Here is a 12049-nt window from a genome sequence, read left to right as displayed (position 1 = left end):
TCAGTTAATATTTAAGCGAACATTAATACTTATTTAAGCGCCGATTAATTGATTCGCCTTACCCGCTAAAAAATGCGTTTTTAGTGATATAAAAATAACGCATGGTTAACCTTTTTCCGTCGGATTTTATGAAATAAACAGGGGGGAAAGGGAGATAAAAACGTATTGCCTGCGGCATTAACCCGGTATTTATCCTTAATAAAGGATTTTTTATTCCCGCGTGAATCGCCCGAAAACGAAAAAAATCGAAAGAACGGTATGGAGAGTATGGGAAAGGTCAGGCAGCGGTTGGCCGTTTCACAGTCAATGACAAGGGCTTACCCCCTGCTTCCGCACATTTAGATCATAATACAAATCGAAATCATTACCATTTCCTATCAGGCTCGCTTACACTGACCGACAGAGGCCGTGCCGGGGTATCTGCCGGGGCGGGAGGACTGATAAAAAGATTTCTGGTGCCAGGCGCATGACGATGCTGACAATTTTAGACTCCTTTGCCGATGGCCCGCTGGATTGGGTCAAAACCATGTTTATCCCTTATGACGCCGACGCCCCGCGGACGGTGCCTGCCGGCCGCCTGTTGACGCCGGGAGGTGCACGTGATGTGCTCGCCGCCTACCTCGCCGCACACGATGCCTCTGAGCACCGCGCCCGTGTCTCCATGTGGTCACAATGGTATTTTGCCCGCTTGTTGCCGGTCTGGATGATTGTGAACCTCTCCCACCACTGGCAATTGCCGATTAACGCTGACCGCGTCTGGTTCCAGCTCAATGAAGATGGCCTGCCGCTGCAATTTATGTTGCAGGGCGACGGCGAGCCGGTCACCGAGCCCGACCCGCTTGTGCGGTTTGCAGGCATGGTGCAGCATATTGCGCCGGTCTGCGGGATACTGGCGGATCTCGCCGGGCTGAAGCCGGGGATCTTCTGGAATAACGCCGCCGTGCGCATCCAGTGGGGGATTGAACAGGCTGAGCTGGTGAACGCGGATGTCACGCCCGGCCAGGCCCTGCTGGCCGCCCGCACCCTGTGCGACGGCAGCAAGAATGCGCTGTTCGAGCCTACCCGCCATGAAATCCCGACCGATGCAGAAAGCCCCTCCTTCCGCCGCCAGTGCTGCCTGCGCTATGAGCTGTGCGACCACGAAATGTGCCCCTCCTGCCCGCTGCTGCTGGCAGAAAAACGCCGTCGCCCGGCCACGGTGTGAGCAGAAAAAAGCCTGTTTACTCAGCCTGCTGCGCGCCCGGCATAGCTTATACAGAAAAAGAGTTTGATCTTACCCGGTTATAACTATAAATATGAGGGCGACCCCGCAACCGTTTCCCTGCGCGCGGGCCGACTCTGACCACGAGGTAACGATCATGAAAACGAGCAGCTCTGCCCGCGTCTCTGCGTCGTTGAAGGGGCTGGCCACCCAGGCCGCCCTGCTCTCTGCTGCGCTGCGCGCCTCTCTGCTGGCGCCGGTCTCGCAGACCTGGCGTACCCTGACCGGCCAACAGGCGCCGCTGGCCGCCCGTGTTATCCGCCGTTATGCCCTGCCCTCCACGCGCACGTTCAGTGTGGCGGAAGGCTTTTTTGGCTTTATCCCGATTGAGTCTTTTGAGAGTGAACGTTATGTGCTGGAAGTGATGCACGCCGGCCGCTGTTACCAGGTGGAAGTGCCGCTGCATGTCTACCAGCAGGCCGCCATCGGCGGGCATATTGATATCCATACCCACTGACGCCGCCGCATAAAAACAAAAAAGGCGCCGGGAAGGCGCCTTTTTTTATGGCGGCAACGGCATTATGCCGTGGGGGTGCCGCCGCGTTTTTGCGCATACATCAGGGCATCCGCCTGTGCCAGCAAGTCAGCCACCGGCACCGCCTGCCTGCCGTCATACTCAATCTGCCCCACGCTGTAACGTAATGCGTACCCGCGCCCGCTCCGGGCGTTATACCCGGCAATATGGTCCTGCAAACGCGCCAGCGCCTGCTGAGTCTCCTGCTGCCCGGCATTGGTCAGCAACACCGCGAACTCATCGCCGCCAAGCCGCCCTACCACATCGCTGTCACGCAGGCTGTCGCGCATCAGTGCCGCGAACGTTTTCAATGCCTGGTCGCCTTCGGCATGGCCAAAGGTGTCATTGATGGCCTTGAAGCCGTTCATATCAAAAAACAGCAACGACGCAGGCAGCGCCAGCCGGTGGCAGACGTCCAGCGCATGCTGGCCCAGCGCCTCAAAACCGCGGCGGTTGGAGATCTGCGTCAGCTCATCCATCGTCGCCAACTGCATGGCGGTGATCTCCTGCTCCGCCATGGCGGCCAGATCGCGCAGCAGCATCCGGTCTTCTTCATTCAGCGCGCGCGGGGCAGTATCAATCAGGCAGAGGGTGCCGAGCTTGATGCCGTCCGGCACCATCAACGGGCAACCGGCATAAAAGCGGATGCCCGGCTCGCCGGTCACCAGCGGGTTATCATGAAACCGGCTGTCGTTTTGCGCATCCGGCACTTCCATGATGTCATCCGCCAGGATGGCATGGCCGCAAAAGGAGACATCACGCGGCATCTCCTGCACCTCCAGGCCCTGGCAGGACTTGAACCACTGGCGGTTCATGTCCACCAGCGACACCAGCGCAATCGGCACATCAAACAGACGCCGCGCCAGCCGGGTCAGGCGGTCAAAGCGTTCTTCCGGCAGCGTATCGAGGATATTGTAGGCACGGAGGGTGGACAGGCGTTGATGCTCGTCAGTCGGTTGGGCGGGCGGTTGCATAACACTCTCATTCTCTGGTGGGGCTAAAGATGGGTAAAAAGGCATCAATGTGCTGACATTGCAGCCGAAAGCGCTATTCAAACATGGATAAAAGTGAAAGTCACCTTTCGCAAGACCGCGTATTCATTAAGGAAATAAGGGGGCAGGAAGGGGATCCGGCGCGCCGTCCGCCTGTCCGCCCCGGCATTGCACCGGAGGCGGGAGGGCTACGACGGAGTGGGCAGGGTTATTCTGCCCGGAGGGAGTTCATATCAATCACAAAGCGGTACTTCACGTCGCCACGGCTCATGCGGGCAAACGCCTGCTCAATTTCATCCATGCGAATTACTTCGACATCAGCAGTGATGCCATGTTCCCCACAAAAATCGAGCATTTCCTGAGTTTCTTTCATGCTGCCGATCGAGGTGCCGGCAATGCTCAGGCGTTTGAACACCATCGGTGTGATGTCAGGGGCCTGATGCGGGCTGTCCGGGATGCCGACCAGGATCAGCTTACCGTTGCTTTTCAGCGTCGCCAGATAGGGGTTCAGGTCATGCGGGGCGGCCACGCAGTTCAGGATCATATCCAGGCGGTTCGCCTGGGCGGCCATCTGGCGCGCATCGGTGGAGACCACCACCTGTTTTGCGCCAAGGCGCAGCGCATCCTCACCTTTGCCCGGCGACGTGGTAAACAGCACCACCTCGGCCCCCATCGCGGTGGCCAGTTTCACCGCCATATGGCCCAGCCCGCCCAGCCCCACCACGCCGATGCGCTGGCCGGGCTGCACATTCCAGTGGCGGAGCGGTGACCAGGTGGTGACACCGGCGCACAGCAGCGGGGCCACTGCGGCAGGGTCGAGCTGTTCCGGCACGCGTACCACGAAATCCTGGGCGACCACGATGTCCGTGGCGTACCCGCCAAAGGTGGTTCCGCCTGTCACGCGCTCTTCACCGTTGTACGTGGCGGTGAAGCCGGTGTCGCAATACTGTTCTTCGCCCTCATGGCAGGCGGCACACTGGCCGCAGGAGCCGACCATCACCCCCACGCCGACGCGCTGGCCGACCTTGAAGCGGCTGACGTTTGCCCCGGTTTCGGTGACGTGGCCGACAATCTCATGGCCCGGCACCAGCGGGTAGCGGCTCATGTTCCACTCATTGCGGGCCATGTGCAGGTCGGAGTGGCAAACGCCACAAAACGCGATCTCAATGCGGACGTCATCCGGCCCGGTGTCACGACGGTCAAAATGGAAAGGTGCGAGTGCCGCCTGGGCGGACTGGGCGGCATAGCCAAAAGATCGTTTCATCGGAATCCCCGTTTTTGAAGGGGGCGAACCCTAAAGCCTGCGGCATTTCACATCAAGTTTTCTGCCTGGGGAAATGTGCCAAAATGTGGCAGCAGCGAAAAGGCCTGCGGCCGCCGGGTGAACGCGGCACAACGCGCGCAAGCCCCCGGTTCACCCGCCCTGCACGGCCCGGCGCACACCGCGCCATCCGGGCATCTGGATGGCTGATCTCGTTACATCTTTTTACAAGCTTGTTGCTTTATCCGCCAGAAACCCGCCCTGACCTGGCCGGGGCACCGCGCTGCTTTTGCCTTATTTTTCAACTGCTGCCGTGGCCGGAAGGCGGGTTTGCCGCCGCTGCTGACGGGCAAACGGCGTGCTGAATGGCAGCGATAGTTTGACTCCCCGGTGCGGCGATGATAATCGTTATCACTCTTATTTAAAGCAGACGAGACCGTGATGACAGAGACTTTCCCCCTGCGCCGCACCCAGTGCTGTATTTCCGGCGGCGGCCCGGCAGGCATGATGCTGGGTTATTTGCTGGCACGCCGCGGCATTGAGGTCGTGGTGCTGGAGAAGCACGCCGATTTCCTGCGTGATTTCCGCGGTGACACCCTGCACCCCTCGACGCTGGAGGTGATTCACCAATTGGGCTGGCTGGAGGAGTTTTTGCAGCTGCCGCACCAGCGCATGGAACGCTTACAGGCGGAGATGGGCGGGCAGGAGATGACCATTGCGGATTTCACCCGGTTGCCGACCCGCTGCAAATTCATGGCCTTTATGCCGCAGTGGGATTTCCTCGACTTTCTCCAGCGTAAAGCCGCCGCCCTGCCCACCTTCACGCTGTTGATGGAAAGCCGCGTGACCGGCCTGCGGGTTGACGCCCAACAACGCGTCATTGGCGTGGACGCGATGACACCGCAGGGCGCGCTACAGATTGAGAGCGATCTGGTGGTGGGGTGTGACGGCCGCCACTCCACGGTGCGCGCCCTGGCCGGGTTACAGAGCCGGGGTTTTGGTGCACCGCGTGATGTGCTGTGGCTGAAAATCCCGAAACACGCGGATGACCCGGCGTGGTCGACCGGCCACCGCGGGCCGCGCAAGAATTTCATTATGATTGATCGGGGTGACTACTGGCAGTGCGGCGTGTCAATCGACAAAGGCAGCCTGCCGGCCTTACAGCAGGCGGGTTTACCGGCCTTCCTGCATCAGGTGGCGGCCGGCGCGCCGTTTGACGCCGACCGGCTGGCGTCGGCCATCACGGACTGGGAACAGGTGAAGTTGCTGAGCATCCGCATTGACCGGCTGGACCACTGGGCGCGGCCGGGGCTGCTGTGCATCGGCGACGCGGCGCACGCCATGTCCCCGATTGGGGGTGTCGGGGTAAACCTGGCGATTCAGGACGCCGTCGCCACCGCCAACCTGCTGGCCGCGCCGTTACAACGCGGCGTCCCGACGTTGCGCCAGCTCAGCCGCGTACAGCGCCGCCGCACCTTCCCCACCAAAGCCACGCAATTTTTGCAGGTGATGATGACGCGCCGGTCAGGCAGCAACAAACGCCCGCCGGCGATGATCCGCGCCCTCGGCCGCTGGTTGCGCCAACGCCCCTGGCTGCCGTTCCTGTTCGGCCGCCTCATCGGCGTCGGGTTCCGGCAAGAATTGCCGAAGTAACCCACGTTTCTCTGATGCTGCGGCCCGCGCAGCATCCCCCTGCACCCGCCCGCTAATCATCAATTTTTTATCTTTTAAATCATAAAACTATATCAATTTTCTATAGCCTATTTTGTCTACCCGCCTCCTTTCCCACGTGCTGGAATAGCCGCCGTTAATGGGCCACTTAAAAGGGAAAAACGATGGGATGGAATAAACACACTGCGGCGGTTTATATCAGACAACATGCAACATCATCCTCACAAGGAAGATGCGCAGCCTTTACCCGCCGGGCTATTAATGCAGGCGGCGTAAATATAGGACAGACGTTGCATGCAAAAGATTATGGTCGTTTACTCAGCAACGCAGGTTTTACGGTGATTGGTACAGGAGAAATGTTGCAAGAGGGTGATGTCGTCGTAATCCAGCCCTATCCGGGCGGTAACGAAAGCGGGCATATGGCGATGTATGATGGGCAGAATTGGTATTCCGATTTTCGCCAACGTGACATGTGGGGTGGCCCGGGTTACCGGTCAGCACGGCCCGCGTATAAAATTTACAGGAGACGCTGATGCGTGCACTTTTCCTGTTTGTGTTGCTGTTTGTGTTGCTGTTATCCGGCTGTGCTGCCTCTACGGCCACACCTGAGCAGCAGGTTGATGCGTTCTACCGGTTCTATCTGGATGCCTTTGTCAGCGGCAGCGTTGAGAGCACCTACAGTTCGCCCACCCTGCGACGTTATGTGGCGGCGGAGACGTTGGATCGGTTGAGTGTCATTGAAAAGATCGAGGAGCAGCAGATAGTCGGTTCTGATTATTTTATCTATGGTCAGGATTATGCCCCGGAATGGATTGCCGGGTTACAGGTGGGGCCTGCCGCAGACTACCTGGGCGGCAAAGTGCTGGACGTCCGGCTTGGTCGGGAAGCGGGGAAAACGCAGCGCCTGCGCGTCTACCTCCGGCGCGAACAGGGCCTCTGGAAACTTTACCGGGTCAGAAACCTCAGCGATCAGTATGAACAACCGATTTTTGACGACCACGCCCTCGCCGCCGCCCAAGCCCAGGCGGCGACGTTAGTGCAGTAAATACCCCCCTACTTTGTCTTTACATACCCAAAGATTTGCAGTCTGGTGGGGGTATTAAATTATTGCCGAACGAAGACACAGGGCCGGGTGAGCGCACAGAGCAGATAAAAATCGTCCCCTACTCTTTCCTTACATACCAAAAGATAGGCAGTCTGGTGGGGGCATTAAAATTATTGCCGACGAAGACGCAGGGCCGGGTGAGCGGGCAGGACGCCCTACTTTGTCCTTACATACCGACAGATTTGCAGTCTGGTAGGGGCGTAAAAAGCATTGCCGAATGGAGCCGCAGGGCCGGGTGAGCACACAGGACAAATTGGCCGGGAGCCAATTTGAACAACGCGCAGCGTTGGCCCCGAAGGGGTGAGCCCCAGGGATGGGGCGAATAATTCCGCGAGAGTCGCAGCCACGCTGGGAGCGTGTCTGCGGCGGCCCGGTTAGCCCGGAGGCGGAGTGAGGGCACCCGCGAGAGCGGGCAATGATTCAGCCAGGGTGCCCAAGGCGCGGGGATGCAAGGGGCGGGCGCCTACGCGCCCCTTGCGCGGTGGCGGCAGCGGGGTAACAAAGAGGCGCATATCGTATGCCAACGCAACCACCTCGATCTAAGTGGATAGTTCACCAACGCACCAACCCCGATCTAAAAAGAGGGCTTCCGCATGCCAATGCGATCATTCCATCTCCCTCACACTCCCCCTCAACATCACCGTCGCCGGGAACGCCTCCTGCGCCGGCGGCTCCGCCAGATACCCGAGGCGGTGCAGCAACAGATGGGCCGCAGCAGCGCCCATCTCGTGCCCCGGCTGGCGCACGGTGGTGAGCGGCGGTGAGATGCGCGACGCCGCTGAAATATCATCAAACCCGGTGACGCTGAGCACCTCCGGCACGGCGATGCCCTGTTGCTGGCAGGCACGGATCAGGCCAATCGCCATCAGGTCATTGGCGCAGAGCACCGCCGTCGGCCACTGGTCGCGCGGCTGCGCCAGGATCTGTTGCGCCGCGTGCTCGCCGCTCCGTTCGGTGTAATCACCTTCAATCAGCGGCAGGTGCGCCGGGTCCAGCCCCTGCTCACGGCAGGCGTCATGGTAACCGGCCAGCCGCTGCTCGCTGGTCCACAGCCCCGGCGGGCCGCCGAGCAACAACAGCTTCCGGTGGCCGCAGGCCAGCACGTGGCGGGCAATCGCCGCCGCGCCCTGCCGGTTCTGCGCGCTGATAAAGGGCGCCTCAATCCCCGGCAGGCACTCATCCACAAACACCATGGCACCGCGGCTGGCCAGTGCCTGCAACGAGGGGCTGGGGCGGCCGGTGCCGGAGAGGTAGATAACCCCGTCCAGCCGCTGGGTACGCAGCACCTGCGCATAATGCTCTTCACGGGCGGTGTCAGACCAGGTCAAACAGAGCACCAGCAGGAAATCGGACTGATCCAGCACCAGCTGGATGCCCTCCGCCACATCGGCGAAAAAGGCGTTCCCGAGATCCGGCACGATAAAGCCAATCGAGGAGATGCGGCGGCTCTTGAGGCTGCGGGCGGCATTGCTCGGCTCAAAGCCGAGATCGGCAATGGCCTGCAATACCCGTTCGCGGGTGCGGGCCGCCACCGGCCGCCCGCTGTTGTTGATTACCGCGCTGACCGTGCCGATCGACACCTCAGCGCGGCGCGCCACGTCACGGATGGTCGGGCGCGGCGTGTCTGTCATGGTGCATCGCGCCAGTAGCGGCGTGACCAGCGGCGGGCTTTCGACCCGTTGCGCCACGGCGTCATCAGGTACTCCGCACCGACCACCAGCAGGAAGCTCACCACCCCCAGCAGCGCCAGGAACACAATCGCGGAAAACGTCCCTGCCGTGTTCAGGCGCGAGTTGGCCTGAAGCAGGTAGGCCCCCAGGCCGCCGCTGGTGGAGGCTGTCCACTCCCCAATCACCGCGCCGGTGACGCTGAAGGTCGCCGACAGCTTGAGGGCGGAAAACAGCGGCGTGTAGGTGGCAGGCAGCTTCACATAGCGGAAGATTTTGGCGCGCGACGCGCCCATCGACTTCACCAGGTTGAGCATGTCACGGTCTACGGAGTTGAGGCCGTCCAGCACGTTCACCACCACCGGGAAGAACACCACCAGCGCCACAATCACCAGTTTCGGGGCCAGCCCGAAACCGAGCCAGATGGTCAGCGCCGCCGAGATGGCGATCACCGGCACCGCCTGGCTGGCGATCAGGATCGGGTAAAGCACGCTGCGCACCCAGCCGGACATATCCATCAGCACGGCGAAGGCAAACCCGCTGACCGCGCCGAGCAAAAAGCCCATCAGGAAGGTCAGGAAGGTGATGCGGAAGCCCTCCCACAGCGTGTCCCAGTCGGAGAGCGTGTGCTCGAGGGTGCGTTCCGGCGAGGGCAGCACGTAGGCCGGGATGTCAAACCAGCGGACGGCCAGGTCCCACGCGAGGACAACCAGCACCAGTGCCACCACCGGCCCGCCGAGGCGCAGCATCCAGCCGCGCCAGCCAAAGGGTTCAGTGTACATGGGCCTGATCCTCCGCCGTGGGTTGGGTCTCATCCTGGTAAATCAGGCTGAGGATCTGCTTTTTCAGCGCCATAAAGGGTTCACTGGTCAGGCAGGAGAGCGGGCGCGGGCGCGCCAGTTCCACCGGGAAGATGGCGTTCACCCGGCCGGGGCGCGGCGTCATGACCACCACGCGGTCCGCCAGGAAGATCGCCTCGTCAATATCGTGGGTGACGAACACCACGGTGCGCTTTTGCTCCTGCCACACCGTGAGCAGCCACTGCTGCATCGACAGGCGCGTCTGGGAATCGAGCGCGCCGAACGGCTCATCCAGCAGCATCACGTCATGCTGCATCGCCAGCGTGCGCATCAGCGCCACCCGCTGGCGCATCCCGCCGGAGAGGGCCGCCGGGTAGTGGTTGATAAAATCGCCGATGCCGTAACGGCGCGCCAGCTCGACCCCGGCGCGGCGTTGTTCGGCGGTGGCGCGCCCTTTGAGCGTCGCCCCCAGCACGATGTTATCGATCACCGTGAGCCACGGCAGCAGCAGATCTTTTTGCAGCATATAGCCGACGTGGCCGGTTTTGCCGGTCACGTCGTCGTTGTCGATCAGGATGCGGCCGGAACTCGGCGTGAGCACGCCGGAGATCAGGTTAAACAAGGTACTTTTGCCGCAGCCGGACGGGCCGACCACAGAAATGAACTCCCCCTCGGCGACCTGAAGATCGGTAGGGGCCAGCGCGGTCAGGTCACCAAACCGGCGCGACACCTGCTCGATCCTGAGTTTTGCTTGGGACATCGGGTATTCCTTTCATCATCAGCGGGCGTTACAGGATTTCACACCGCTCGCGGCCAAACCAGACCAGATCCTCAACTTTCACGGCAATATCACCGCGGGCGGCAAACGGCTCCACCGCCCACGCGCCCCACATCGGCGTGCTGTTACCGGCATCAATGAAATTGTGCAGGTACGCCGCGCCGGGGGTCAGCGAGTGGCCGATGTTCGCCAGCAGGTCGAGCAGCACAAAGCCCTCGGCCTCCAGCCGGCTATGGCACAGGCCGAACAGTTCGTTGGCCGGCATACCGGGGCGGCACTGCGCCAGCACCTCGTAGTGCAACGCCTCGAGATCGCGCAGCGCCTCGGTGGCCAGCGGATGGTCGCCGATCACCTTGCAGCGGGTGCAGTCGCCCCAGAACCCTTGCTGGGTAATCGGGTGCACATCAATCATCAGCACATCCTGCGCAGCGGCCGCACGGGTGGTCGGCGCATGGGTCGGGAAGCAGATGCGCGCATTCTCCCCCAGCCCCACGGTGGTGATTGTCCAGATCCCGGCTGCGCCCTGCTGTTCCAGCGCCTCACACACGGCCAGCTCAATCTGCTGTTCGGTGATGCCGGGCGCGGCGGCCGCCAACCCGGCGTCGGCGACGGCTTTCGCCATCTTTTGTGCATGGCGAAGACCGGCCGGTGCCTCAAAAGCGACATCCGGGCCGGGCTTGTAGCGCCACTCAGGCACCCAACGGGTGCCCGGTTCGCGTGTGCTCATCCTCAGTTCCCCTGCGGCAGGTAATCGTTGGTGTAGTACTGGTTCGCCGGCAGGGTCTCTTTCACGATCCCTTCCGCTTTCACTGCGTTCAGCAGATCAGTCCAGGCGGTGTCGCTGAGTTTCAGCTGATCCGCGCCGGGGTTGCCCAGCAGGGTGATGGTGTCCGCCCATTGCTGTTTGATGAACGCCGGGTCATAGGCTTTGCTGTAGAGTTTGGTGAAGGCCGCGGTGCCTTCGTCCGGGTGGGCGATGGCGTAAGCGATACTCTTCTCGGTGGCGCGCATAAAGGCTTTGGCCTTCTCCGGGTTGGCCTTCAGCCAGCGCTCGTTACCGGCCAGCATAAAGATCGGGGTGTTCGGCACGCCGTGTTCAACCGCCGGCAGGAATTCCGGTTTCTGTTTGCCGGTGGTGACGACGCCGGTGCCTTCCGCGTTGGTGATGCCGGTGATGGCGTCTACGCGTTTTTGCAGCAGCAGCGGCACGGTGTCATCGGCGGCGGCCACCATGGTGATGTCTTTCAGCGTCAGGTTGGCGCTTTTCAGCATCAAGGCCAGCTGGGCTTTGGTCCAGGCGTCATTGTAGATGCCGATGGTTTTGCCTTTCAGCTCAGCCACGGTGAATTTTTCGCCCTGGCGGGAGACGATGCCCCAGTTGTTGCCCTGGCCGTAACGGCCGATGGCGGTGACCGGCGCGCCCTGCTCTTTGGCGAAGATGATGTCCATCACGGTGGTGAAGGCGAGGTCTGCACGGCCGGTGCCGAGGAATTTCATGGTATCGGCCACGGTCGGCGGTGCCACGATGTTCAGGTCAATGCCTTCTGCCGCATAGAAGCCCTTCTCTTTCCCCAAAATCCACGGGATCCAGAAGCCGTCCGCCACCGGCCACTCCTGCACAAAGGTAATTTTGGTCAGTTCAGCAGCCTGGGCCTGCGGGGTCGCCATGCCGGCACCCAGCCACGGGGCCAGCGCCACAGCACCGGCCAGCAAGGCCCCTTTCAGGATTGAACGTCGTTGCATCGGTATTCTCCATTTGCCTAAGTGAATAAAGGGGGGCTTCTTCACGTGCTTTCCTGCCACGCGCTAAGCCAAATCAACCGCACGAATTATCAGCAATCCGCAGATAGTGAAACGGTTTGATGAATTATGTCAATAACTTACATAAATATTATTTATTTGTTGAATGCATAGGCGATTAATGACACATTTTTTCCCGTTGAAACGGTTCAACTTTGACTATTATTTACCCTGTCAAGAGACATGCGCATTTCGTGCAC

Annotated in this window: 12 protein-coding genes; 5 read left to right on the top strand and 7 right to left on the bottom strand. The window is 60.9% G+C overall.

The window, feature by feature from the left end:
• Positions 1 to 472: 472 nt before the first annotated feature.
• The gene (gene fhuF / locus CYR52_RS18140; RefSeq protein WP_072931196.1) at positions 473 to 1204 is read left to right on the top strand and encodes a siderophore-iron reductase FhuF; all 732 of its coding nucleotides are present in this window, start codon (positions 473 to 475) and stop codon (positions 1202 to 1204) included.
• 154 nt (positions 1205 to 1358) lie between these two features.
• Positions 1359 to 1718 carry a hypothetical protein gene (locus tag CYR52_RS18135; protein WP_072931198.1) on the top strand — a complete coding sequence of 120 codons (360 nt, stop codon included), beginning with the start codon at positions 1359 to 1361 and terminating at the stop codon, positions 1716 to 1718.
• Between the two features lie 62 nt (positions 1719 to 1780).
• On the opposite strand, the gene CYR52_RS18130 is transcribed toward CYR52_RS18135, so the two are convergent.
• Positions 1781 to 2749, bottom strand: a complete 969-nt coding sequence (locus CYR52_RS18130) for a sensor domain-containing diguanylate cyclase (RefSeq protein WP_101829116.1) — start codon at positions 2747 to 2749, stop codon at positions 1781 to 1783.
• Between the two features lie 226 nt (positions 2750 to 2975).
• The gene (locus CYR52_RS18125; RefSeq protein ID WP_101829115.1) at positions 2976 to 4031 is read right to left on the bottom strand and encodes an NAD(P)-dependent alcohol dehydrogenase; all 1056 of its coding nucleotides are present in this window, start codon (positions 4029 to 4031) and stop codon (positions 2976 to 2978) included.
• Positions 4032 to 4469: 438 nt separating this feature from the next.
• Here CYR52_RS18125 and CYR52_RS18115 point away from each other — a divergent pair, with 438 nt between their 5' ends.
• The 3 genes from CYR52_RS18115 (at position 4470) to CYR52_RS18105 (ending at position 6744) form a co-directional block, all read left to right on the top strand.
• Positions 4470 to 5681 carry an FAD-dependent oxidoreductase gene (locus CYR52_RS18115; protein ID WP_101829113.1) on the top strand — a complete coding sequence of 404 codons (1212 nt, stop codon included), beginning with the start codon at positions 4470 to 4472 and terminating at the stop codon, positions 5679 to 5681.
• A 182-nt stretch (positions 5682 to 5863) separates the two neighbouring features.
• Positions 5864 to 6232 (top strand): NlpC/P60 family protein, encoded by a 369-nt coding sequence (locus CYR52_RS18110; RefSeq protein WP_101829112.1) that lies wholly within the window; start codon positions 5864 to 5866, stop codon positions 6230 to 6232.
• Complete coding sequence (locus CYR52_RS18105; protein ID WP_101829111.1) at positions 6232 to 6744, top strand: DUF3828 domain-containing protein; 513 nt, start codon at positions 6232 to 6234, stop codon at positions 6742 to 6744. The genes CYR52_RS18110 and CYR52_RS18105 overlap by 1 nt, the downstream gene beginning before the upstream one ends.
• A gap of 665 nt (positions 6745 to 7409) precedes the next feature.
• Here CYR52_RS18105 and CYR52_RS18100 read toward each other — a convergent pair.
• From CYR52_RS18100 to CYR52_RS18080, 5 genes are read right to left on the bottom strand one after another with little or no spacing between them, the layout of a single operon-like run.
• A complete protein-coding gene (locus CYR52_RS18100; RefSeq protein WP_146001351.1) occupies positions 7410 to 8492 on the bottom strand; it encodes a LacI family DNA-binding transcriptional regulator in 1083 nt (360 codons plus the stop codon).
• On the bottom strand, positions 8432 to 9253 hold the full coding sequence (locus CYR52_RS18095; protein ID WP_101829109.1) for an ABC transporter permease: 822 nt from the start codon (positions 9251 to 9253) through the stop codon (positions 8432 to 8434). Before CYR52_RS18095 ends, CYR52_RS18100 begins: the two co-directional genes overlap by 61 nt.
• Complete coding sequence (locus tag CYR52_RS18090; RefSeq protein ID WP_072933823.1) at positions 9243 to 10031, bottom strand: ABC transporter ATP-binding protein; 789 nt, start codon at positions 10029 to 10031, stop codon at positions 9243 to 9245. The genes CYR52_RS18095 and CYR52_RS18090 overlap by 11 nt, the downstream gene beginning before the upstream one ends.
• Before the next feature lie 28 nt (positions 10032 to 10059).
• Positions 10060 to 10776, bottom strand: a complete 717-nt coding sequence (locus CYR52_RS18085) for a M24 family metallopeptidase (RefSeq protein ID WP_072933821.1) — start codon at positions 10774 to 10776, stop codon at positions 10060 to 10062.
• A gap of 2 nt (positions 10777 to 10778) precedes the next feature.
• The gene (locus CYR52_RS18080) at positions 10779 to 11792 is read right to left on the bottom strand and encodes an ABC transporter substrate-binding protein (protein ID WP_101829108.1); all 1014 of its coding nucleotides are present in this window, start codon (positions 11790 to 11792) and stop codon (positions 10779 to 10781) included.
• Between the last annotated feature and the right edge of the window lie 257 nt (positions 11793 to 12049).

The organism is Chimaeribacter arupi, from assembly GCF_002858805.1.
In the GTDB taxonomy this organism is placed as follows: Bacteria; Pseudomonadota; Gammaproteobacteria; order Enterobacterales; family Enterobacteriaceae; genus Chimaeribacter; species Chimaeribacter arupi.
Note: the sequence above shows the minus strand (reverse complement) of the source record. Positions and strands in the feature narration are given on the sequence as shown.

What these genes read in the sequence shown, in the direction of transcription:
- fhuF (WP_072931196.1), top strand. Translation starts at nt 473, where the DNA reads ATGCTGACAATTTTAGACTCCTTTGCCGATGGCCCGCTGGATTGGGTC.
- CYR52_RS18135 (WP_072931198.1), top strand. Translation starts at nt 1,359, where the DNA reads ATGAAAACGAGCAGCTCTGCCCGCGTCTCTGCGTCGTTGAAGGGGCTG.
- CYR52_RS18130 (WP_101829116.1), bottom strand. Translation starts at nt 2,749, where the DNA reads ATGCAACCGCCCGCCCAACCGACTGACGAGCATCAACGCCTGTCCACC.
- CYR52_RS18125 (WP_101829115.1), bottom strand. Translation starts at nt 4,031, where the DNA reads ATGAAACGATCTTTTGGCTATGCCGCCCAGTCCGCCCAGGCGGCACTC.
- CYR52_RS18115 (WP_101829113.1), top strand. Translation starts at nt 4,470, where the DNA reads ATGACAGAGACTTTCCCCCTGCGCCGCACCCAGTGCTGTATTTCCGGC.
- CYR52_RS18110 (WP_101829112.1), top strand. Translation starts at nt 5,864, where the DNA reads ATGGGATGGAATAAACACACTGCGGCGGTTTATATCAGACAACATGCA.
- CYR52_RS18105 (WP_101829111.1), top strand. Translation starts at nt 6,232, where the DNA reads ATGCGTGCACTTTTCCTGTTTGTGTTGCTGTTTGTGTTGCTGTTATCC.
- CYR52_RS18095 (WP_101829109.1), bottom strand. Translation starts at nt 9,253, where the DNA reads ATGTACACTGAACCCTTTGGCTGGCGCGGCTGGATGCTGCGCCTCGGC.
- CYR52_RS18090 (WP_072933823.1), bottom strand. Translation starts at nt 10,031, where the DNA reads ATGTCCCAAGCAAAACTCAGGATCGAGCAGGTGTCGCGCCGGTTTGGT.
- CYR52_RS18085 (WP_072933821.1), bottom strand. Translation starts at nt 10,776, where the DNA reads ATGAGCACACGCGAACCGGGCACCCGTTGGGTGCCTGAGTGGCGCTAC.
- CYR52_RS18080 (WP_101829108.1), bottom strand. Translation starts at nt 11,792, where the DNA reads ATGCAACGACGTTCAATCCTGAAAGGGGCCTTGCTGGCCGGTGCTGTG.